Here is a 22,088-nt window from a genome sequence, read left to right as displayed (position 1 = left end):
GGGTGCGCCGCCGCCGGGGGAGCACTGGGAGCGCGCGCTGGTCCGGGTGCCGCCGGGGCGCGGGGCGGCGCTGGCCGGTGCGCTGAAGGCCGCCCAGGCGGCGCGGACGGCACGCGGGAGCGACACGGCGGTGTGGGTGCGGATCGATCCGCCCGACATCGGGTGAGGGGCGTACACGCCGCGGCCCTCCGTCTCCCGGGGGGGCGGGGAGGGGCGGAGGGCCGGTACGAGGTCGCGGCTCGGCCGGTGCGGGCGGCCGGTGCGGATCAGTCGGTGCGGGTCGGCAGTGGGGTCAGCCGTTGCGCGGGGCGGGGAAGGCGGTCGGGCGGACCTCGTCGCGCAGGGACGGGCTGCCCGACGTCGGCTGGGTCGGCATGGAGCGGGCCGCCGGGACCGTGGGCACCGGGGGGAGGCCCGAGCCCACGTTGACCGGGTGCGTGCCCGTCGGCTCCGGAGTGTGCTCGGTGGTCTCGGCGGCGGGGGCCGTCTGGGCCGCGGCGCGCCGGGAGCCGTAGCGCCGGTGCACCGCCTGCTTGGTGACGCCGAGCGCCGAGCCCACCGCGTCCCACGAGAAGCCGAGTGAACGGTCGAAGTCCACGGCTGCCGTGACCAGGGTCTCGACACTGTCCCGCAGTTCCTGGGCGAGACGGACCGTCGGGGCGGGGGCGCGTCCGTAGACGACGAAGCCCGCGGAGGGGCCGGAGCGGCGCGGGCGGTAGACGTTGCCCAACTGGGCGGTGAGGGTGCGCAGTGCGTCCACCTGCCGGCGGACCCGCTCGATGTCCCGCACCAGCAAGTGCAGGCTGGCCCGAGCCTGGGCGTCGTGGGTTGCGTGGTCGGCCATGAACAAGCCTCTCGAACCGGCGTTGAAAGGAATCGGGCCGCGCGGGCGGCCCGGTCAACTCTTCCTTGACCAACGTGTGGGTGCGGGGGTTGGTCACGGGTGGGGGGCGTGGGCGGTGAGGCGTGCGCCCCCTCGGCCTTGGGCCTCGGGGGTCTCCCGCCCGCGCACCACCCGCGTACCACCCGTTTCCAGTCGGTCGAGAGGCTGAGCTCTCCCGTGGGGGGCGCCGCGCCGTCGGCGGCTTCCCGTGATCCGAGGGCTCGTAGACTGGTGCGTCGCCCGCCAACGTTCCCGCCCGAGAGGCCCGTCCCACCCATGAAGCTCGTCTTCGCCGGTACCCCCGAGGTCGCCGTCCCCGCCCTGGACGCCCTGATCGCCTCCGGGCGTCACGAGGTGGCCGCCGTCGTCACGCGGCCCGACGCGCCGGCCGGGCGCGGGCGCCGGCTGGTCGCCTCGCCCGTGGCCGAGCGGGCCGAGGAGGCGGGCATCGAGGTGCTCAAGCCCGCGAAGCCGCGCGACCCCGACTTCCTGGACCGGCTGCGCGAGATCGCGCCCGACTGCTGCCCCGTCGTCGCCTACGGCGCCCTGCTGCCCCGCGTCGCCCTGGACGTGCCCGCGCGCGGCTGGGTCAACCTGCACTTCTCGCTGCTGCCCGCCTGGCGCGGCGCGGCCCCCGTGCAGCACGCGCTGATGGCGGGCGACGAGATCACCGGCGCGTCCACCTTCCTGATCGAGGAGGGCCTGGACTCCGGCCCGGTGTACGGGACGGTCACCGAGACCATCCGCCCCACCGACACCAGCGGCGACCTGCTGACCCGGCTGGCCTTCGCCGGTGCCGGCCTGCTCGCGGCCACCATGGACGGCATCGAGGACGGCAGCCTGAAGGCGGTACCGCAGCCGGACGAGGGCGTCACCCTCGCCCCGAAGATCACCGTCGAGGACGCCCGGGTCGACTGGACCGCCCCGGCGCTGCGCGTGGACCGGGTGGTGCGCGGCTGCACCCCGGCCCCCGGCGCCTGGACCACCTTCCGCGGCGAGCGGCTCAAGCTCGTGCAGGCCGTCCCCCTGCCCGACCGGACCGACCTCGCCCCGGGGCGGCTCGCCGCCGGGAAGAACAACGTGTACGTCGGCACCGGCTCGCACGCCGTCGAGCTGCTGTGGGTGCAGGCGCAGGGCAAGAAGCCGATGCGGGCTGCGGACTGGGCGCGCGGCGCGCGGATCACCGAGGGCGAGCGCGTCGGCGACTGACCCGCGCCCCCGCCCCACCGTTCACCGGCCCGGCGTACGCTGGTGAGCGCACTTCATCCCACACCCGGAGCACCTTTTTCGTGAGCGAGCAGCCCCGCCGTCCCCGCAAGCCCGGCAAGCCCTACCGCAGGCCGCAGAAGGACCCCGTCCGCATCCTCGCCTTCGAGGCGCTCCGGGCCGTGGACGAGCGGGACGCGTACGCCAACCTCGTCCTGCCGCCGCTGCTGCGCAAGGCGCGGGAGAAGGAGGGCCCCGAGAAGTTCGACGCCCGGGACGCGGCGCTCGCGACCGAGCTGGTGTACGGGACGCTGCGCCGGCAGGGGACGTACGACGCGATCATCGCGGACTGCGTGGACCGGCCGCTGCGCGAGGTCGATCCGCCGGTCCTCGACGTCCTCAGCCTGGGCGTCCACCAGCTGCTGGGGACGCGGATCCCGAGCCACGCCGCCGTCTCCGCCTCCGTGGAGCTGGCGCGGGTCGTGCTCGGGGACGGCCGGGCCAAGTTCGTCAACGCCGTGCTGCGCAAGGTGGCCCGGGACGACCTCGACGGGTGGCTGGAGCGGGTCGCCCCGCCCTACGACGAGGACCCCGAGGACCACCTGGCCGTCGTGCACTCGCACCCGCGCTGGGTGGTCTCCGCGCTGTGGGACTCGCTGGGCGGCGGCCGCGCCGGCATCGAGGAACTGCTGGCCGCCGACAACGAACGCCCCGAGGTCACCCTCGTCGCGCGGCCGGGCCGGGCCACCCCCGAGGAACTGCTCGGCGAGGAGGCCGCCGTACCGGGGCGCTGGTCGCCGTACGCGGTGCGGCTGAGCGAGGGCGGTGAACCCGGGGCCGTCGAGGCCGTGCGGGAGGGCCGCGCCGGTGTGCAGGACGAGGGCAGCCAGCTGGTCGCCCTGGCCCTCGCCAACGCGCCGGTGGACGGGCCGGACCGGCGCTGGCTGGACGGGTGCGCGGGGCCCGGCGGCAAGGCCGCGCTCCTCGCCGCGCTCGCCGCCGAGCGGGGTGCCTTCCTGCTGGCCTCCGAGAAGCAGCCGCACCGCGCCGGGCTCGTGGCCAGGGCGCTGGACGGCAATCCCGGCCCCTACCAGGTGATCGCCGCCGACGGGACCCGCCCGGCGTGGCGGCCCGGGAGCTTCGACCGCGTCCTGGTCGACGTGCCGTGCACGGGGCTCGGTGCCCTGCGGCGCCGGCCCGAAGCGCGCTGGCGGCGCCGCCCCGAGGACCTGGACGGCTTCGCCCCGCTCCAGCGCGGGCTGCTGCGCGGCGCCCTGGAGGCCGTGCGGGTCGGGGGCGTCGTCGCCTACGCGACCTGCTCGCCGCACCTCGCGGAGACCCGCGCCGTCGTCACGGACGTCCGCAAGCAGTTCCCCGGCACCGACCTCATCGACGCCCGCCCGCTGCTGCCCGACGTCCCCACCCTCGGCGAGGGCCCCGACATCCAGCTGTGGCCCCACCTCCACGGCACGGACGCCATGTACCTGGCCCTGATCCGCCGCACCGCATAGCGCCCCTGAGGGGCGCGGGGCTGTGACACTTCGCGGCTCCGCCGCGTGGGCGCGGGCAACCGCCACCGGCCCGGCGGCCGGACGAACAACCGCCACCGGTCCGGTGGCCGGACGAACAGCCGCCACCCCGGGGGACCCCTGCCGCCCACCCCCGGAGGGCATGGCACGCTTAGGAGCATGGCCGCGCAGATCAACCCCAGCATCCTGTCCGCCGACTTCGCCCGCCTCGCGGACGAGGCCAAGGCGGTCGAGGGAGCCGACTGGCTCCACGTCGACGTCATGGACAACCACTTCGTCCCGAACCTCACGCTCGGCGTGCCGGTGGTCGAGTCGCTGGCCCGCGCGACCGGCACCCCGCTGGACTGCCACCTCATGATCGAGGCCCCCGACCGCTGGGCGCCGCAGTACGTCGAGGCGGGCGCCGGTTCCGTCACCTTCCACGTCGAGGCGGCCGCCGCGCCGGTGCGGCTGGCGCGGGAGATCCGGGCCAAGGGCGCCCGCGCGTCCATGGCACTGAAGCCCGCGACGCCGATCGAGCCGTACGAGGACCTGCTCCCCGAACTCGACATGCTGCTGATCATGACGGTTGAACCCGGCTTCGGCGGGCAGGCGTTCCTGGACATCATGCTTCCCAAGATCCGGCGCACCCGTGAGCTGATCAAGAAGCACGGTCTGGAGCTGTGGCTCCAGGTCGACGGCGGGGTCTCGGCGTCGACGATCGAGCGGTGCGCCGACGCCGGCGCCGACGTCTTCGTCGCGGGTTCCGCCGTGTACGGGGCGTCCGACCCGGCCGAGGCGGTACGTGCACTGCGCACGCAGGCAGACGCGACGACCGCCAAGGCGTCCTGGTCCTGCGACCACTGAGGAACAGAAAGTGAACGGCTCCCATCAGGGCTGATCAACAGCGCCGGATCTGCAAGGATGAACGGCGTATCCAGAGTGTGAACAGCAGTGAGGAGATCGCCGTGTCGGGTATGTCGGCGGGCCGTTCAGCCATGCGGATGGGACCCGCTGAGCTGGTCCAGGCGGCGGCCATGGCCCGCCGCTTCTACCTCGAGGGCAAGTCCAAGATCCAGATCGCGGAGGAGTTCGGCGTCAGCCGCTTCAAGGTGGCCAGGGTTCTCGAGACCGCCCTCGAGCGGGACCTTGTACGCATCGAGATCCGGGTGCCGGCCGAGCTGGACGCCGAGCGTTCCGACGCCCTGCGGGCCCGCTACGGCCTCAGGCACGCCGTCGTGGTGGAGTCCCCGGCCGACGCCGAGGAGACACCCGACCCGGAGAACCTGGGCGAGGTGGCCGCCGACCTGCTCGGTGAGCTGGTCAACGAGGGCGACGTGCTGGGCCTGGCCTGGGGCCGGTCCACCATCCACATGGCGGCGGCGCTGGACCGGCTGCCGCCGTGCACCGTGGTCCAGCTGACGGGTGTGTACGACGCCGGGACCGCCGAGCGCGGCTCGGTGGAGGCCGTCCGCCGCGCCGCCCAGGTGTCGGGCGGCGACGCCCACCCCATCTACGCGCCGATGCTGCTGCCGGACGCGGCCACCGCGCAGGCGCTGCGGCACCAGACCGGGATCGCCCGGGCCTTCGAGTACTTCGACAAGGTCACGGTCGCCTGCGTCTCCATCGGCTCCTGGGAGCCCGGCATCTCGACGGTGCACGACATGCTCAGCGACGAGGAGCGCGCGCACTACGCCTCGCTCGGCGTCGCCGCCGAGATGTCCGCGCACCTCTTCGACGCCGAGGGCCGCCGGGTCGGGCGGGACCTGGGGGAGCGGTGCATCACGGTCAAGGCCGACCAGCTGCGCCGTATCCCCGAGGTGGTGGCGATCGCGGGCGGGCAGCGCAAGGCCGCGGCCATCGACGCGGTGCTGCGCTCCGGCCTCGTCACCAGCCTGGTGACGGACACCTCGGCCGCGGACTACCTGATGACGGTGGGCTCGGCACCCAAGTCGACGCTCAACCGGACCGACCCCGACGGGATCTGACGAGCGGTCAGCACCGCAGGAGCAGGAAGAAGGGCGCGACATGACCGAGGACTCCGCGGGGCGGCTCGTGGTCACGCTGGACCTCGGCGGGGTCACGGACAAGGCGGGCCTGATGGACCGCTGCGTCCGTGACCTGGCGCTGCCCGACTGGTTCGGCCGCAACTGGGACGCGCTCGCCGACTCCCTCGCCGACCCCTCCGTCTGGCCCGAGGGGGCGGCGGACCAGGGGCTGGTGCTCGTGGTGGAGGGCTGGCGGGCGTACGCCGAGGCGCGGCCGGACGAATGGGCCGTCGCCGAGGAGATCTTCGCCGAGGCCACCGACCGCGGTCCGGGGCTGTTCGTCACCCTCGGCCCTGGAGGTTCCTCCAAGGACTCCGCCGACCAGCCTGGATGATCTGCCCGGGGGTGATCGGCCACCCGCCATGGGACAATGAAGTACGTGCTCTTTCCCCCTGGCTGACCTGTCCGGGGGCCACCTCTGATCGACTGGGATGTGCAGCACGTGCGTTTCCTGAATGACATCCAGCCCTCGTACGACCTGACGTACGACGACGTGTTCATGGTGCCGAGCCGCAGCGCCGTCGGCTCCCGGCAGGGCGTGGACCTCGGCTCCCCGGACGGCACGGGCACCACGATCCCGCTCGTCGTCGCCAACATGACCGCCATCGCGGGCCGGCGGATGGCCGAGACGGTGGCCCGGCGCGGCGGGCTCGTGGTCATCCCGCAGGACATCCCGATCGAGGTCGTCACCGACGTCGTCTCCTGGGTGAAGAGCCGCCACCACGTCCTGGACACCCCGATCGTGCTCGCCCCGCACCAGACCGTCGCCGACGCGCTGTCCCTGCTGCCCAAGCGCGCGCACAACGCCGGTGTCGTCGTGGACGAGGACAACAGGCCCGTCGGCGTGGTCACCGACACCGACCTGTCCGGCGTCGACCGCTTCACCCAGCTCGAAGAGGTCATGTCCAAGGACCTGATCCTCATCGACGCGAACCTGGACCCGCGCGAGGCGTTCAACACCCTCGACGCCGCCAACCGCCGCTACGCGCCCGCCGTGGACGAGGACGGCCGCCTCGCCGGCATCCTCACCCGCAAGGGCGCCCTGCGCGCCACCCTCTACACCCCGGCCGTCGACGCGAAGGGCAGGCTCCGTATCGCCGCCGCCGTCGGCATCAACGGCGACGTGGCCGGCAAGGCCAAGCAGCTCCTCGACGCGGGCGTGGACACCCTCGTCATCGACACCGCGCACGGTCACCAGGAGTCGATGATCAGCGCCGTCAAGGTGGTGCGCGAGCTCGACCCGCAGGTGCCGATCGTCGCCGGCAACATCGTCTCCGCCGAGGGTGTGCGCGACCTGATCGAGGCGGGCGCCGACATCGTCAAGGTCGGCGTGGGGCCCGGTGCCATGTGCACCACCCGCATGATGACCGGCGTGGGCCGGCCGCAGTTCTCCGCCGTCCTGGAGTGCGCCGCCGAGGCGAAGAAGTACGGCAAGCACGTGTGGGCCGACGGCGGTGTCCGCCACCCGCGCGACGTGGCGATGGCCCTCGCGGCCGGCGCGTCCAACGTGATGGTCGGCTCCTGGTTCGCCGGGACCTACGAGTCCCCGGGCGACCTGCAGCACGACGCCAACGGCCGCGCCTACAAGGAGTCCTTCGGCATGGCCTCCGCGCGCGCGGTGCGCAACCGCACCTCGGAGGAGTCGGCGTACGACCGGGCCCGCAAGGCGCTGTTCGAGGAGGGCATCTCCACGTCGCGCATGTTCCTCGACCCGGCCCGCCCCGGCGTCGAGGACCTGATCGACTCGATCATCGCCGGTGTCCGCTCGTCCTGCACCTACGCCGGTGCCGGCTCCCTGGAGGAGTTCGCGCAGAAGGCCATCGTCGGCATCCAGAGCGCCGCCGGCTACGCCGAGGGCAAGCCGCTGCACGCCAGCTGGATGTGATCCGCGGCCGGATCGGGACGGTACTCGCACCCGTACGTGTCAGGTCTGCTTGACGTCAAGCAGGCCTGACGCGACGCTGGGCGCATGACGACACCGCAGAGCATCGAGCCGCAGCACACCCTGCTGACCGCCGTGGCCCGCCTCGACGAACTGCGCGCCCGCGAGTCTCTCGCCGGGTTCGGCAGCGACGACGAGGCCCTGGACCGCCCCCAGCTCCTCGAACTGCTCGCGCTGAGCGAGGTGGTCGCCCGCAAGGCCGCCTACGGGCGCCAGCTCACCGTCCGCGCCGCCCGCGAGGCGGGGGCCTCCTGGTCGCAGATCGGGGCCGCCCTCGGCACCAGCAAGCAGGCCGCCTGGGAGGCGCACATGCGCTGGATCGACGCCCAGGAGGAGGCCCGGGACCGGCCGGGACAGATCGGTTTCGACGCCGCGGACGCGGCCGAGGCACGGGCCGTCGCGGGCGAGCCGGACGGCCGCTGACCGGCTTCCGGGGTGTCGTGCCGGGCGGTGCCGGGCCCTGCCGGGCCGCGCCGCCAGGCCGCCGTCCCTCGCTCCGGTGCGGTCGCCGACCAGCCGCGATCCGCTGTCCACGGACCCCGGGCGCAACGAACACCCGCGCTGCTCCGTGGAACGCAACGATCGTGCTCGAACGCGCAAGGTTGCTGCATGACCGGGGCACCACCCCGCTCGTAGTGTTCTGCGCTGTACGTGGCGTGGCGGGGACCCCGCTCGGTGGGTTCCCGTTCTGCACGAGCGCGCCCGCCGGTCCCCGCCGCTCCCAGGCCCGCCGAGAGCGACTCCGCCCACCCGGGCGGCGCGACCGGCAGCGACAAAGGAGTCAACGCGTGCTCGACCAAGGCGCACCCCCGCACCACGACGCATCGGCCACCCCCTCGTCCCCGGGCTTGGCCGCGCGCCTCATGCGCCGCAAGCCCGTGGAACGCCTGGTCGCCGAGGGCGGCCAGGGCGAGGGCGGCAGCCTCCGCCGCTCCCTCGGCCTCTGGCAGCTCACGATGATCAGCATCGGCGCCACCCTGGGCACCGGCATCTTCGTCGTCCTCGGCGAGGCCGTCCCCAAGGCGGGCCCGGCTGTCACGCTCTCCTTCGTCATCGCGGGCCTCACGGCGCTCTTCTCGGCCCTGTCCTACGCCGAACTGGCCGGCACCATCCCGGTCGCCGGGTCCTCCTACTCGTACGCCTACGCCACCATGGGCGAGCTGGTCGCCTGGGTCTGCGGCTGGTGCCTGGTCCTGGAGTACGGCGTGTCCGTGGCCGCCGTCGCCGTCGGCTGGGGCGAGTACCTGAACGAGCTGCTCGACGGCACCATCGGCGTCACCCTCCCCGCGGTCCTGTCCGCCCCGCCCGGCGACGGCGGGATCTTCAACCTGCCCGCGCTGATCGTCGTACTGCTGGCCATGACGTTCCTGCTCGGCGGCGCCCGCGAGTCCGCCCGCGCCAACACGATCATGGTTGTCGTCAAGATCGCGGCCCTGGTGCTCTTCTGCGCGATCGGCGTGCAGGGTTTCCGCTCCGGCAACTACGAGCACTTCATGCCGCTCGGCATGGCCGGGGTGAGCGCGGCCGGCGCGACCCTCTTCTTCTCCTACATCGGCTTCGACGCCGCCTCCACCGCCGGTGAGGAGGCGAAGAACGCCCAGCGCGACCTGCCCCGCGCGATCATGCTGTCCCTGGTCGTCGTCACGGTGCTGTACGTCCTGGTCGCGGCCGTCGCCGTCGGCGCCAAGCCCTGGCGGACCTTCACCGACTCCGAGGCCTCCCTCGCGCAGATCATGAGCGACGTCACCGGGCAGAGCTTCTGGGGCACCCTGCTGGCCTTCTGCGCGGTCGTCGCCATCGCCAGCGTCGTGCTGACCGTCCTCTACGGCCAGACCCGCGTCCTGTTCGCCATGTCCCGCGACGGGCTGGTGCCCAAGGTCTTCTCCAAGGTCCACCCGAAGACCGGCGCGCCCCGCGCCAACACGCTGATCGTCTCCCTGTTCTGCGGCGTTCTGGCCGCCGCCGTCCCGCTCGGCCAGCTCGCCGACGCCACCAGCATCGGCACCCTCTTCGCCTTCGCCCTCGTCAACATCGCCGTCGTGGTGCTGCGCCGGACCCGTCCCGACATGCGCCGCACCTTCCGGGTCCCGCTGTCGCCGGTCCTGCCCGCCCTCGGCTTCGGGCTCTGCGTCTGGATGATGGGCAGCCTGTCCACCGTCACCTGGGTGGTCTTCGGTGTCTGGATGGCGGTCGGGCTCGTGTTCTACTTCGGGTACGGCCACCGCCGCTCCCGACTCGCCGCACCGGACCCGTCCGAGGGCCGGACGCACCAGAAGTGAAGTGAACGACCCGCAGTGCTGAACGATCTCGACGAACGCATCGTGCACGCCCTCGCCGAGGACGCCCGCCGCTCCTACGCGGACATCGGGCAGTCGGTCGGCCTCTCCGCGCCCGCCGTGAAACGGCGCGTGGACCGGCTGCGCGCCACCGGAGCCATCACCGGCTTCACCGTACGGGTTGACCCCGCCGCGCTCGGCTGGGAGACGGAGGGGTTCGTCGAGATCCACTGCCGCCGCAACACCTCGCCCGAGACCATCCAGCGGGGCCTGGAGCGCTACCAGGAGGTCGTGGCCGCGTCCACCGTCACCGGGGACGCGGACGCGGTCGCCCAGGTCTTCGCCTCCGACATGCGGCACTTCGAGCGGGTTCTGGAGCGGATCGCCGGGGAACCGTTCGTGGAGCGCACCAAGTCCGTGCTGGTGCTCTCGCCGCTGCTGCGGCGCTTCTCGTCGGGCTCGCCCGCGTAATCCGATGGGCGGGGCGTCGCCTGCCGTCTAGCATCGGTGCCATGACCTGGCGACATTGATCCACCCGCGCCACCCGTAGCGCCTCCTCCCGAGGGCCGCCCCGGACGCCGTACCTCCGGTGTCCGATCCGCCCCCTCGGGAAGGCCTCATGACCGTCTCACCTCCGCCCGGGCGTGCCGCCACCGCGCCCGCCGGCACCCGCCGGCTCGTGCGCACGCTGTACGCCTCCGCGTTCTGCGACGAGTTCGTCCTGCTCTACCCGGTGTACGCGCTGTTGTTCAGCGACACCGGTCTGTCCGTCTGGCAGACGGCCTCGCTCTTCGCCCTGTGGTCGCTGACCGGCGTCCTGCTGGAGGTGCCCTCCGGCGCCTGGGCCGACGCCGTCTCCCGGCGGCTGCCGCTGATCCTCGGCCCGCTGCTCACCGCCGCCGGCTTCGCCCTGTGGGTGCTCCTGCCCTCCTACGGCGCCTTCGCGCTCGGCTTCGTGCTGTGGGGCGCCGGCGGCGCGCTCGGCTCGGGCGCCCTGGAGGCGCTGGTCTACGACGAGCTGGACCGGGCCGGCGCGGCCCACCAGTACGCCCGCGTCATGGGCCGGGCCCGGGCGATCGGCATCGCCGCGACCATGTCCGCCATGGGCCTGGCCGGTCCGGTGTTCGCCTGGGGCGGTTACGACGCGGTGGGCGCGGCGAGCGTGCTCGCCTGTCTGACCGGGGCGGCGGTGGCGACCCGGTTCCCCGAGCACCGCACACCCGCCGGCGGCGGCGAACGCCGGTCCGCGACGCTGCGGGCCGGACTCGCCGACGCCCGCGCCGACCGGTCCGTGCGCGGCGCGCTGCTCCTCGTACCGGCCGTGACCGCGGTGTGGGGCGCGCTCGACGAGTACACCCCGCTGCTGGCGCGCGACACCGGGGTGGCGCCCGAGACTGTGCCCTGGCTGCTGCTGGTGATCTGGGCCGGTGCCACGGCCGGCGGCCTGCTGGCCGGAGCGGCGGAGCGCCTGACCGCCAACGGGTTCGCCGCCCTGCTCACCGGCTCGGCGCTCGCCCTGGCCGCGGGCGGCCTGGCCGGGACACCGGCCGCCCTCGTCCTGGTGGCGCTCGCCTTCGGCGGCTTCCAGCTCGCGACCGTGCTGGCCGACGCCCGCCTCCAGCAGCGCATCGACGACACCGGGCGGGCCACCCTGACCTCGGTCGCGGGCCTCGGCACCGAGCTGGGCAACCTCGCCACCTACGGCGCCTACGCGGCGGCGGCCACGGCGTGGGGCCACGGCACCGCCTTCGCGCTGTCCGCGGTGCCCTACCTCCTGACGGCGCTGCTGCTGGCCGGTGCCGTCCGGGCCGCGGCCGCGGCTGCCGGGGCACGGCGCCGAAGTCGCCGGTCCCCTTCCTGATCCCCCGCCGGAGGGAGCGCAACGAATCGCCGTCCGGTGCCCGACGCACGCAACGATCCACTCACCGGCGCGCAACAGGTCCGTCTTGTCCGGCCGAGTCCGCCGACCGTACCGTCTATCTGGCCCCCGACCCCCTGCCTTCCGGTGAGGAACACGCATGCGCACCGCCCTGCTCCAGAGCTCCGGCCGCCCCGGTTCCACCGCCGAGAACCTCAAGGTCCTCGACGAGGCCGCGGGCCGCGCCGCCGCCGCGGGCGCCGCGCTGCTCGTCACCTCCGAGCTGTTCCTGACCGGGTACGCCATAGGCGACGACATCGGCGTCCTCGCCGAGCCCGCCGACGGCGACTCGGCCGACGCCGTCGCGGAGATCACCAGGCGCCACGGCCTCGCGATCGCCTACGGCTACCCGGAGCGGGAGGGCGAGAGCGTCTTCAACTCCGTGCAGCTGATCTCCGCCGACGGCACCCGCCTGGCCGGCTACCGCAAGACCCACCTCTTCGGCTGCTTCGAGCGCGACCACTTCACACCGGGGGAGCGGCCCGTCGTACAGGCGCGGCTCGACGGCCTCACCGTCGGCCTGATGATCTGCTACGACGTCGAGTTCCCGGAGAACGTCCGCGCCCACGCCCTGGCCGGCACCGACCTGCTGCTCGTCCCGACCGCGCAGATGCACCCGTTCCAGTTCGTCGCCGAGTCCGTCGTGCCGGTGCGGGCCTTCGAGAACCAGATGTACGTCGCGTACGTCAACCGCGTCGGCTGCGAGGGCGAGTTCGAGTTCGTCGGCCTGTCCACCCTCGCGGGGCCCGACGGCATCGCCCGCGCGCGTGCCGGGCGAGCCGAGGAACTGCTCCTCGCCGACGCCGACCCCGCCCTGCTGGCCGCCTCGCGCGAGGCCAACCCGTACCTCGAGGACCGCCGCCCCGGCCTCTACGGCACCCTCGCCTGAGCCCGAACCGCGCGCCCCGCCCCCCCCCGTTCCACCCGTGCAAGGAGTCCGTACCCCATGACGTCCACCGTGCCCAACGCGATCGAGCACGCAGACGAGCAGCAGCCGCCGATCACCATGTTCGGGCCGGACTTCCCGTACGCGTACGACGACTTCCTCGCCCACCCCGCCGGACTCGGCCAGATACCCGCGACCGGGCACGGCACCGAGGTCGCGGTCATCGGCGGCGGCCTGTCCGGCATCGTGGCCGCCTACGAGCTGATGAAGATGGGCCTGAGGCCCGTCGTCTACGAGGCCGACCGGATCGGCGGACGCCTGCGCACCGTCGGTTTCGACGGCTGCGACCCCTCGCTGACCGCCGAGATGGGTGCGATGCGCTTCCCGCCGTCCTCCACCGCCCTCCAGCACTACATCGACCTGGTGGGCCTTCGGACCCGGGCCTTCCCCAACCCGCTGGCCGAGGCGACCCCCTCGACGGTCGTCGACCTCAAGGGCGAGTCGCACTACGCCGAGACGCTCGACGACCTGCCGCAGGTCTACCGGGACGTCGCCGACGCCTGGGCGAAGTGCCTCGAAGAGGGCGCCGACTTCTCCGACATGAACCGCGCCCTGCGCGAGCGCGACGTCCCCCGCATCCGCGAGATCTGGGCGAAGCTGGTCGAGAAGCTCGACAACCAGACCTTCTACGGCTTCCTGTGCGACTCCGAGGCCTTCAAGTCCTTCCGGCACCGCGAGATCTTCGGCCAGGTCGGCTTCGGCACCGGCGGCTGGGACACCGACTTCCCCAACTCCATCCTGGAGATCCTCCGCGTCGTCTACACCGAGGCCGACGACCACCACCGCGGCATCGTCGGCGGCTCCCAGCAACTGCCGCTCAGGCTCTGGGAGCGCGAGCCCGAGAAGATCGTCCACTGGCCGCACGGCACCTCGCTGAAGTCCCTGCACGTGGACGGCGAACCCCGCCCGGCCGTGACCCGGCTGAACCGCACCGCCGGCAACCGCATCACCGTGACCGACGCCGACGGCGACATCCGCACCTACCGGGCGGCGATCTTCACCGCCCAGTCCTGGATGCTGCTCTCGAAGATCGCCTGCGACGACTCGCTCTTCCCGATCGACCACTGGACCGCGATCGAGCGCACCCACTACATGGAGTCCAGCAAGCTCTTCGTGCCCGTGGACCGGCCCTTCTGGCTCGACAAGGACGAGGCCACCGGCCGGGATGTCATGTCGATGACGCTCACCGACCGCATGACCCGCGGCACCTACCTGCTCGACGACGGCCCGGACCGGCCCGCCGTCATCTGCCTCTCCTACACCTGGTGCGACGACAGCCTGAAGTGGCTGCCGCTGTCCGCGAACGAGCGGATGGAGGTCATGCTGAAGTCACTCGGCGAGATCTACCCGAAGGTCGACATCAGGAAGCACATCATCGGCAACCCGGTGACGGTCTCCTGGGAGAACGAGCCCTACTTCATGGGCGCGTTCAAGGCCAACCTGCCGGGCCACTACCGCTACCAGCGCCGCCTGTTCACCCACTTCGTGCAGGACCGGCTGCCCGAGGACAAGCGGGGCATCTTCCTCGCCGGCGACGACATCTCCTGGACGGCCGGCTGGGCGGAGGGCGCCGTCCAGACCGCGCTGAACGCGGTCTGGGGCGTCATGCACCACCTCGGCGGCGAGACCGACCCGACCAACCCGGGCCCGGGCGACCTGTACGAGGAGATCGCGCCGGTGGAGCTGCCCGAGGACTAGAGGGCGCTTGGGGCCCTAGACCCCGGCCGCCCTCGCCTTCTCGTAGACCTGGGCGGCGACGTCCTTGAGTTCCCCGGCGTCGCGCGTGGTGCTCTGCACGTCGATGAGGATCTCGTCGAAACCGATCTCGGCGTGCGCGGCCAGGTCCTCGACGATCTGGTCGACGCCGCCCTGGAAGGGGCGGCGGTCGGAGCCCTCGTGGTTCGCGGCGCTGTAGCGGGTGTTGACCCGCAGCACCGTGCGGATGGGCTTCGTGCGGCCCCGCTCGGCGGCCAGTTCCCGCAGTTCCCGCAGCTGCGCGGCGACGGTCTCGGCGCCGATGCCGGTCGGCAGCCAGCCGTCGGCGTGGTCGACCAGGCGGCGCCGGGCCCGCCCGCTGTCGCCCGCCGCCAGCAGGATCGGGATCGGCCGGGCGGGTTTGGGGCCGACCACGGCGGACGCGATCTTCGTGATCTCCCCGTCGTACACCACCGGATCGGGTCCCCATACCGCGCGGCACACCCCGATCAGCTCGTCGAGGGCGGCGCCGCGCTCGGCGAACGGCCGTACGGACGCCGCCGCGTACTCGTCGTGCGACCAGCCGGTGCCGAAGCCCGCCACCACCCGGCCGCCGCTCGCCGCGTCCAGCGTGGCCAGCGACTTGGCCAGCTGGAAGGGGACGTGCAGCGGGGCGACCAGCACGCTCGTGCCCAGCCGGACCCGCTCCGTGACCGCGGCGGCGAGGGCGAGGGTGACCAGCGGTTCCGCCACGCTCCGGTACGTGTCCGGCCAGGGCAGGCCCTCGATGCCGTAGAGCCCCTGGGTCGCGGGCTCCGGGAACAGGGCGCGCTCGAACACCCACAGGCTCTCGTAGCCCATCCGCTCCGCCGCGCGCGCCACGTCGGGGACGTCCTTGCCGATGTCGTACTGCCGCATCTGGGGAAGGCCGAGTCCGAGCCGGGTCGTCATACCGGGGTACTCCTTCGCAGTCGGGGTGCGATGGCGCCCATGGTTTTCACCAGATGGCCCATAGGACCCACCAGGCGGCCCATGGGGCCCACCGGTTTCAACGTACAGCGATCGCACGGGAGTTCCGGGAGCGCGCGCCGTGGCAACCCGCCGGTCAGTCCGGCAGGGGCGTCAGCAGCATGCGGCCCGCGAAGCCCACCGCGGCGTCCAGCCGTACGGTGAACTCCCCGGCGACGTCCGGCAGCCGACGCAGCGCCCACAGCGCGCGGGCCGCCGCCCAGGTGGCCTCGCGGGCGCGCTCCAGGCTCCAGGAGCCGAGCAGATGGGTCAGCGGGTCGGCGATCTGGAGGAGGTCGGGACCCGGCATCAGCTCGTCGCGGATGCGCTCCTCCAGCGAGACGAGGAGATCGCCCACGCGGTCGAACTCGTCCTCCAGCTCGACGGGTTCGCAGCCGAGCGTACGACAGGTGTCCACCACGGCCAGCGCGAGGTCGTGGCCGATGTGCGCGTTGATGCCCGCCAGCGCGAACTGCAGCGGCCGTACCCCGGGATGGCGGCGGAACTGGAACACGGGACGCCAGCACGCGGGCGGACGGCGGCCCTCCTCCGCCGCGTCCACGGCGGCCAGGTAGCGCTCCGCGAACCGCACGTCCAGCGCGGTCGCGGCCGAGGCGTCCGAGAACCGGCCGCCGTCGATGTGCCGGTCGACGGCCTCCGTGACGGCCAGGTAGACGCGGTTGAACACCGCGATCCCGTCCCGGGCCGGCAGCGCCGTGTCGAGGGCGCGCATCCGGGACAGCACGGTGTCCACCGTCAGGGCGGCCGTCGGGACTTGCTCGCAGTGCGCCATGGCGGCAGCGTCGCAGCTTTAGGCTGACGGCTGTGCCGGCGGGCCCGACGCTTCCCCAGAACGGGGGAACGCGCCCGCCGCGCGGGGGAGGGGGATCGTACGTGTCAGGCCGTCGTGCCCGGCGTCGGACCGCCCGCAGGTCCGTGCGCGGGCGTGCCGCCGGCCGCGGTGCGATGGTCGCCGCGGCGTCCGTCGTCGTCGCGGTGGGGACCGTCGCCGGTATGCTCACCGCGCTCGGCGGCGAGGACCACGGCGGTGTCGGCACCGCCCGCCCGCGGGTGACCCACTCGGTGCGGCTGGACGCCCTGCCCGTCTCGCCGTCCCCGTCCCCGTCGGTGTCGCCGTCGCGCACCGCGTCGCCGACTTCGACCGCCGGGAAGCCGACTCCCGGCCCTTCGCCGAAGCGGACCTCCGCGAAGAGGGAACCCCGGAACCCGGGGGCCGCCACCCGGATCTACCGGCACCCCGAGTCGCAGGTCCTCGACTGGGTCCGGGCCCACCCGGGCGACCCGCGCCAGGACGTCATCGCCTCCCGGATAGCCGGGCACCCGGCCGCCGTCTGGTTCACCGATCCCGCACCGGCCACCCTCACCTCCCGGGTCCGCGCCGTCACCTCCGCGGGCGCCGCCCAGGGCCGGGTGCCGGTCCTCGTGCCGTACGCGATACCCGACCGCGACTGCGGCGGTCACTCCGAGGGCGGCGCGCCCGACCTCGACGCCTACGACGCCTGGATCGACCGGTTCGCCGCCGGGCTGGGCTCCGGCGAGGTGATCGTCGTACTGGAACCCGACTCGGTCGCCCAGTCCGCGTGCCTGTCCGCCGCCGAGCGCGCCGACCGCTTCGCCTCCCTGGCCCGGGCGGGCCGGGTGATGAAGGACGCCGATCCCCGCGCCCGGGTCTACTTCGACGCGGGCCACTCCGGCTGGCACGCGCCCGCCGAGCAGGCGGCATGGCTGAAGCAGGCCGGTGCCGCCTCGGCCGCCTCCTCCGACGGCGTCTTCAGCAACGTCTCCAACTTCCACGCCACCGCCGACGAGGTCGCCTACGACCGCGCGGTCCTGGACGCGCTGGGCGGCCCGGCGAGCCTCGGCGCCGTCATCGACACCAGCCGCAACGGCAACGGCGCCCCGCCCGACGGGGAGTGGTGCGACCCGGCCGGCCGCAAGCTCGGCCGCCCGCCGACCCTCACCACCGGCATGGGGCGCATCGACGCCTACCTCTGGGTCAAGCTGCCGGGGGAGTCGGACGGCTGCCGGGGCGAGCCGGGGACGTTCACGCCCTCGTACGCCTACGACCTGGCGCGCTGAGCCCCGCCGTCACCGTCGTCGTCGCCGCCGGCGCTCCCGTCCTCGGACTTCGCGTCGTACGACGACGTGCCCTCGTCGAGCAGCGGCTGCTGCGTCTTGAGGTGGGCCGGGGCGAAGGCGCGCAGCGCGTGGTAGCCGGTGATGACGACCAGGGTGCCGAGCGCGATGCCGCTCAGGGAGAAGGTGTCGGTGAACTCCATGCTGACGTTGCCGACGCCGATGATGATGCCCGCGGCGGCCGGTACCAGGTTCAGCGGGTTGCGCAGGTCCACCCCGGCGTTGATCCAGATCTGGGCGCCGAGCAGGCCGATCATGCCGTAGAGGATGACGGTGATGCCGCCGAGCACGCCGCCGGGGATCGCGGCGACGACCGCGCCGAACTTCGGGCAGAGGCCGAAGAGCAGGGCGAAGCCCGCCGCGGCCCAGTAGGCGGCCGTCGAGTAGACCCGGGTCGCGGCCATCACGCCGATGTTCTCGGAGTACGTGGTGTTGGGCGGACCGCCGACGGCGGTGGAGAGCACCGAGCCGATGCCGTCGGCGGAGATCGCCGTGCCGAGCCTGTCGTCCAGGTTGTCGCCGGTCATCTCGCCGACCGCCTTGACGTGCCCGGCGTTCTCCGCGATCAGGGCGATGACGACCGGCAGGGCGACCAGGATCGCCGACCACTCGAAGCTCGGCCCGTGGAAGGTCGGCAGTCCGATCCAGTCGGCCCGGCCCACGGCGGAGAGGTCCAGCCGCCAGTGGTCGGTGAGCTTGCCGCCGCCGTCCACCGAGTGGATCTTCCCGAAGATCCGGTCCAGCGCCCAGGACAGGGCGTACCCGAAGACCAGCCCCAGGAAGATCGCGATCCGGGACCAGAAGCCGCGCAGGCACACCACGGCCAGACCGGTGAAGAGCATCACCAGGAGCGCCGTCCACTGGTCCTGTGGCCAGTAGGTGGACGCGGTCACGGGGGCCAGGTTGAAGCCGATCAGCATCACCACGGCGCCGGTGACCACCGGCGGCATCGCGGCGTGGATGATCCGCGCCCCGAACCGCTGCACGGCGAGTCCCACCAGGAACAGCGCGACTCCGACGACGAGGACCGCGCCGGTGACCGTGGCACTGGTGCCGCCCTGTGCCCGGATCACCGCGGCGACGCCGACGAAGGAGAGCGAGCAGCCGAGGTAGCTGGGCACCCGGCCGCGGGTGGCGAGCAGGAAGATGACGGTCGCCACGCCCGACATCATGATGGCGAGGTTGGGGTCCAGGCCCATCAGGACCGGAGCCACGAACGACGCCCCGAACATGGCCACCACGTGCTGGGCGCCCAGGCCGGCCGTGCGGGGCCACGAGAGTCGTTCGTCGGGGCGGACCACCGCTCCGGGGGCGGGCACCTTGCCGTCCCCGTGCAGCTTCCAACGCACGCCGAGGTCCATGGTGAGGTTTCGCTTTCTCTGTACCGAGGTCTGACCTGACCATTGTCAGGGGTGCCCGGCCATGCGGTTGACCTGCACCCTTCCCCGACGGGTCTGCTGAGCGTCCGCTTAGGATGAGGGGGAACCGCCGTACCGAGCACACCCGAGCACGACCAGGAGCCCCGCCCGTGACCGCCGAAGCCCCCACCGCCCCCGCCCTGTCCCACGGCCGGCTCGTCCCCGTCACCGTCCACTTCGACGACCTGGACGCGCTCGGACTGCTGCACAACGCCCGCTACCCGGTGCTGGTCGAGCGGGCCTGGACGGAGCTGTGGGCCGGGTACGGCGTCCGGTTCGAGGGTGACTGGGCGGCGGCCGGCGACGCCTGCAACGCGGTCAGGGAACTGACGATCGGCTACGAGGCGCCGGTCACCCGGCCCGGCACGTACGCCGTCCACCTGTGGCTGGACCGGCTCGGCACCACCGGGCTGACCTACGGCTTCCGGTTCTGCTCGGCGGACGGCGCCACCACCTACGCCCGCGGCACCCGGGTGCTGGTCCGGCTGGACTCCCGGACGCTGCGCCCGGCGCCGTGGAGCGAGGCGTTCAGGACTGCCGGTCGGGCACTTCTGCGACCGGCGGACTGATCTTCGGGCGGTTCCGGTCCCCGGACCGCAGCACCCGCGCGAACACCACCAGGCAGCAGGCCAGCAGGGTCACCAGACCGAACGACACCACCAGGCTGGTCGCCTGGGCCAGACCGCCGATCGCGCTCGGCGCGACCAGGCCCGAGGTGTACGTGATGGTGGCGACGCCCGCGATGGCCAGACTCGGGTTGGAGCCGGCCCGGCCGGCCGCGGCGAAGCACAGCGGGACGACCACGGCGATGCCGAGGCCCATCAGCGCGAAGCCGGACATCGCCACCGCCGGATGGCCGCCGACCACGACGAGCAGACCGCCGAGGGTGGCCAGCACGCCGCTCACCCGGACGGTGCGCACCGCGCCGAACCGGTCCACCACCTTGTCGCCGGCGAGCCGGGCCAGCGCCATCGTCAGCGTGAAGCCCGTCGTGCAGGCCGCCGCCAGTCCGGCCGAGGTCTCCAGCTCGCCCCGCAGGTAGACCGCGGACCAGTCCAGGCTGGCGCCCTCCGCGAACACCGCGCAGAACCCGACCGCGCCGATCAGCAGCGCCGACCTGGGCGGCAGCGCGAAGCGCGGCGGCGGGTCCTCGTCCTCGGCGGGCTGGAGGTCCAGCACCCAGGTGCAGGCGACCAGGCCCGCCACGGTCAGCACCGCGGCGGCCAGGATGTGGTGCGTCCGGGCGTCCGTGCCCAGGTGGGCGGCGAGCGTGCCGGCCGCCGAACCGATCAGCGCGCCCGTGCTCCACATGCCGTGCAACCCGGACATGATCGACTTGTCGAGACGGTTCTCGATCTCGACGCCCAGGGCGTTCATCGCCACGTCCGACATGCCCGCCGTGGCGCCGTAGACGAACAGCGCGAGGCAGAGGGTGAGCAGGTTCGGGGCGAGGGAGGGCAGGACCAGCGCCAGTGTCCACAGGGCCAGCAGACCGCGCAGGGCGGTACGGGCGCCGAAGCGGTGGCTGACGCTCCCGGCCAGCGGCATGGCGAGGGACGCGCCGAGTGCCGGGAAGGCGAGCGCCAGCCCCAACTGGCCCGCGCTCACGCCGGCGTGGTCCTGGATCCACGGCACACGGGTCGCGAAAGAGCCGGTGACGGAGCCGTGCACGGCGAAGACGGCCGCGACGGCGTACCGGGCGTGCTTCACCTCGCGTCGCCCGTAGGTCGCTGTGCTCATGGTCCACCCCTTCGTGTGCTTCAGTCCGCGGCGTAAACTATCAGGGAGCCTGCCTGATAGATAGTGGATTACCGGCGTGGGCCCCCGCGCCGCCGATCTGGAAGGATCCCGGCATGCCCGCATCCCCGAGCACCGCCCGGGCCATCAACGACCGGCTCGCCCTGCACCTGCTCCAGCGGGAAGGACCGTTGACGGCAGGGCAGTTGAAGCAGCTGACCGGCCTGTCCCGGCCCACCGTCGCCGACCTCGTCGAACGCCTCACCGCCTCCGGACTGATCGAGGTGGCGGGGGAGTCCGGCGAGCAGCGCCGCGGCCCCAACGCCAAGCTGTACGGGATCGTCGCCGAGCGCGCGTACCTCGCCGCCCTCGACGTACGCACCGGGGGCGTCGCCGTACTCGTCTCCGACCTGCTCGGCCGGGTCCTCGCCGAGGGCTCCGTGCCGATCGACGACCACTCCGGCACCGGTCCCGCGGTGGAGCAGGCGGTGAGCCTGGTCGAGCGCGCGGTGAAGGAGGCCGGCGCCGACCGGCTGCACACCGTCGGGATCGGCGCGCCCGGCCTGATCGACCCGGTCGGCGGCGAACTCCGGGATTCCAGCGGGCTGCCCGAGTGGCACCGCCGGCTGATGGCCGCGCTCCAGGAGAAGTTCCCCGAGGCGCGGGTCGGCGTCGAGAACGAGACCAACCTCGCCGCCCTGGCCGAACAGCGCGACGGTGCCGCCCGGGACCGCGAGACCTTCGTCCTGCTCTGGCTGGGCCTCGGCATCGGCGCCGCCGTCGTCCTGGACGGCACCCTGCGCCGGGGCGTCTCCGGAGGCGCGGGCGAGATCGGCTTCATGCCGGTGCCGGGCACCGCGGGCCTGCCCTCCGCCACCGACTGCGACGGCGGCTTCCACTCCGTGGCGGGCTCGGCGGCGGTCACCGCCCTCGCGGCGGAGCACGGCGTGACGGCACCGCCCACCGGGCCCGGGCCGCACGCCGCCGCGCTGGTCCGGGAGGCGGTCCGCCGCTCGGCGTCCGGTGACGACCCGGGCGCCGAGCGGTTCCTCGACGCGCTCGCCGACCGGGTCGTCCTCGGCGCCGCCGCCGTCGTCTCCGTCCTCGACCCCGGCTGCCTGGTCCTCGCCGGTGAGATCGGCCAGGCCGGCGCCGCCGCCCTCGCCGACCGCGTCCAGCACCGCCTCACCCGGATGTCCCCGCTGGCCACGGAGGTACGGCCGAGCGCCCTGGGCGGCGGCGCGGTACTGCGCGGCGCCCTGCTGACCGCCCGCGACCGCGCCCAGGACGAACTCTTCGCACCGCCGGAACGCTAGGTTCTGCCGTTTGGATCTTGCCGGAGTCGC

At 73.5% G+C, this 22,088-nt stretch carries 20 protein-coding genes; 15 read left to right on the top strand and 5 right to left on the bottom strand.

Features of this window, described 5'->3' with window-relative positions:
* Positions 1-292: 292 nt before the first annotated feature.
* A complete protein-coding gene (locus BZZ08_RS22130) occupies positions 293-844 on the bottom strand; it encodes a hypothetical protein (RefSeq protein WP_104633987.1) in 552 nt (183 codons plus the stop codon).
* Positions 845-1,159: 315 nt separating this feature from the next.
* On the opposite strand from BZZ08_RS22130, the gene fmt reads away from it, so the two are divergent.
* From fmt to BZZ08_RS22070, 12 genes are all read left to right on the top strand, one after another.
* Positions 1,160-2,092, top strand: a complete 933-nt coding sequence (gene fmt, locus BZZ08_RS22125; protein ID WP_104633986.1) for a methionyl-tRNA formyltransferase — start codon at positions 1,160-1,162, stop codon at positions 2,090-2,092.
* 80 nt (positions 2,093-2,172) lie between these two features.
* Positions 2,173-3,600, top strand: coding sequence for an RsmB/NOP family class I SAM-dependent RNA methyltransferase (locus BZZ08_RS22120; RefSeq protein WP_104633985.1), 1,428 nt, complete (start codon positions 2,173-2,175; stop codon positions 3,598-3,600).
* A gap of 177 nt (positions 3,601-3,777) precedes the next feature.
* On the top strand, positions 3,778-4,464 hold the full coding sequence (gene rpe, locus BZZ08_RS22115; RefSeq protein ID WP_104633984.1) for a ribulose-phosphate 3-epimerase: 687 nt from the start codon (positions 3,778-3,780) through the stop codon (positions 4,462-4,464).
* A gap of 77 nt (positions 4,465-4,541) precedes the next feature.
* Positions 4,542-5,585, top strand: coding sequence for a sugar-binding transcriptional regulator (locus BZZ08_RS22110; RefSeq protein ID WP_003977362.1), 1,044 nt, complete (start codon positions 4,542-4,544; stop codon positions 5,583-5,585).
* A gap of 40 nt (positions 5,586-5,625) precedes the next feature.
* Positions 5,626-5,979, top strand: coding sequence for a barstar family protein (locus BZZ08_RS22105; protein WP_104633983.1), 354 nt, complete (start codon positions 5,626-5,628; stop codon positions 5,977-5,979).
* 108 nt (positions 5,980-6,087) lie between these two features.
* Positions 6,088-7,530 (top strand): GuaB1 family IMP dehydrogenase-related protein, encoded by a 1,443-nt coding sequence (locus tag BZZ08_RS22100; protein WP_198601622.1) that lies wholly within the window; start codon positions 6,088-6,090, stop codon positions 7,528-7,530.
* An 84-nt stretch (positions 7,531-7,614) separates the two neighbouring features.
* Positions 7,615-8,010: a hypothetical protein gene (locus BZZ08_RS22095; RefSeq protein WP_104633981.1), complete on the top strand. Its 396-nt coding sequence runs from the start codon at positions 7,615-7,617 to the stop codon at positions 8,008-8,010.
* Positions 8,011-8,375: 365 nt separating this feature from the next.
* Positions 8,376-9,866: an amino acid permease gene (locus tag BZZ08_RS22090; protein ID WP_104633980.1), complete on the top strand. Its 1,491-nt coding sequence runs from the start codon at positions 8,376-8,378 to the stop codon at positions 9,864-9,866.
* 15 nt (positions 9,867-9,881) lie between these two features.
* Positions 9,882-10,334, top strand: coding sequence for an Lrp/AsnC family transcriptional regulator (locus tag BZZ08_RS22085; RefSeq protein ID WP_052837896.1), 453 nt, complete (start codon positions 9,882-9,884; stop codon positions 10,332-10,334).
* 148 nt (positions 10,335-10,482) lie between these two features.
* On the top strand, positions 10,483-11,724 hold the full coding sequence (locus BZZ08_RS22080) for an MFS transporter (RefSeq protein ID WP_104633979.1): 1,242 nt from the start codon (positions 10,483-10,485) through the stop codon (positions 11,722-11,724).
* A 157-nt stretch (positions 11,725-11,881) separates the two neighbouring features.
* A complete protein-coding gene (locus tag BZZ08_RS22075) occupies positions 11,882-12,670 on the top strand; it encodes a carbon-nitrogen hydrolase family protein (RefSeq protein WP_104633978.1) in 789 nt (262 codons plus the stop codon).
* A gap of 57 nt (positions 12,671-12,727) precedes the next feature.
* Positions 12,728-14,425, top strand: coding sequence for a flavin monoamine oxidase family protein (locus BZZ08_RS22070; protein ID WP_104633977.1), 1,698 nt, complete (start codon positions 12,728-12,730; stop codon positions 14,423-14,425).
* A 15-nt stretch (positions 14,426-14,440) separates the two neighbouring features.
* Here the strand turns inward: BZZ08_RS22070 and BZZ08_RS22065 are convergent, their stop codons facing one another.
* Positions 14,441-15,373 (bottom strand): LLM class F420-dependent oxidoreductase, encoded by a 933-nt coding sequence (locus tag BZZ08_RS22065; protein ID WP_104633976.1) that lies wholly within the window; start codon positions 15,371-15,373, stop codon positions 14,441-14,443.
* Between the two features lie 154 nt (positions 15,374-15,527).
* The gene (locus BZZ08_RS22060) at positions 15,528-16,223 is read right to left on the bottom strand and encodes a DUF5995 family protein (RefSeq protein WP_104633975.1); all 696 of its coding nucleotides are present in this window, start codon (positions 16,221-16,223) and stop codon (positions 15,528-15,530) included.
* Positions 16,224-16,396: 173 nt separating this feature from the next.
* Here BZZ08_RS22060 and BZZ08_RS22055 point away from each other — a divergent pair, with 173 nt between their 5' ends.
* Positions 16,397-17,530, top strand: coding sequence for a glycoside hydrolase family 6 protein (locus tag BZZ08_RS22055; protein ID WP_104633974.1), 1,134 nt, complete (start codon positions 16,397-16,399; stop codon positions 17,528-17,530).
* Here the strand turns inward: BZZ08_RS22055 and BZZ08_RS22050 are convergent.
* The gene (locus BZZ08_RS22050) at positions 17,512-18,948 is read right to left on the bottom strand and encodes a uracil-xanthine permease family protein (protein WP_104633973.1); all 1,437 of its coding nucleotides are present in this window, start codon (positions 18,946-18,948) and stop codon (positions 17,512-17,514) included. The two genes, BZZ08_RS22055 and BZZ08_RS22050, sit on opposite strands and share 19 nt — an antisense overlap.
* Positions 18,949-19,115: 167 nt before the next feature.
* Between BZZ08_RS22050 and BZZ08_RS22045 the strand changes: the two genes are divergently transcribed.
* Positions 19,116-19,574: an acyl-CoA thioesterase gene (locus BZZ08_RS22045; protein WP_104633972.1), complete on the top strand. Its 459-nt coding sequence runs from the start codon at positions 19,116-19,118 to the stop codon at positions 19,572-19,574.
* Here the strand turns inward: BZZ08_RS22045 and BZZ08_RS22040 are convergent.
* A complete protein-coding gene (locus BZZ08_RS22040) occupies positions 19,534-20,745 on the bottom strand; it encodes an MFS transporter (RefSeq protein WP_104633971.1) in 1,212 nt (403 codons plus the stop codon). The two genes, BZZ08_RS22045 and BZZ08_RS22040, sit on opposite strands and share 41 nt — an antisense overlap.
* Positions 20,746-20,858: 113 nt before the next feature.
* On the opposite strand from BZZ08_RS22040, the gene BZZ08_RS22035 reads away from it, so the two are divergent.
* Positions 20,859-22,058 carry an ROK family transcriptional regulator gene (locus BZZ08_RS22035; protein ID WP_104633970.1) on the top strand — a complete coding sequence of 400 codons (1,200 nt, stop codon included), beginning with the start codon at positions 20,859-20,861 and terminating at the stop codon, positions 22,056-22,058.
* The last annotated feature ends 30 nt before the right edge of the window (positions 22,059-22,088 follow it).

The organism is Streptomyces sp. MH60 (assembly GCF_002939385.1).
GTDB lineage: Bacteria > Actinomycetota > Actinomycetes > Streptomycetales > Streptomycetaceae > Streptomyces.
Note: the sequence above shows the minus strand (reverse complement) of the source record. Positions and strands in the feature narration are given on the sequence as shown.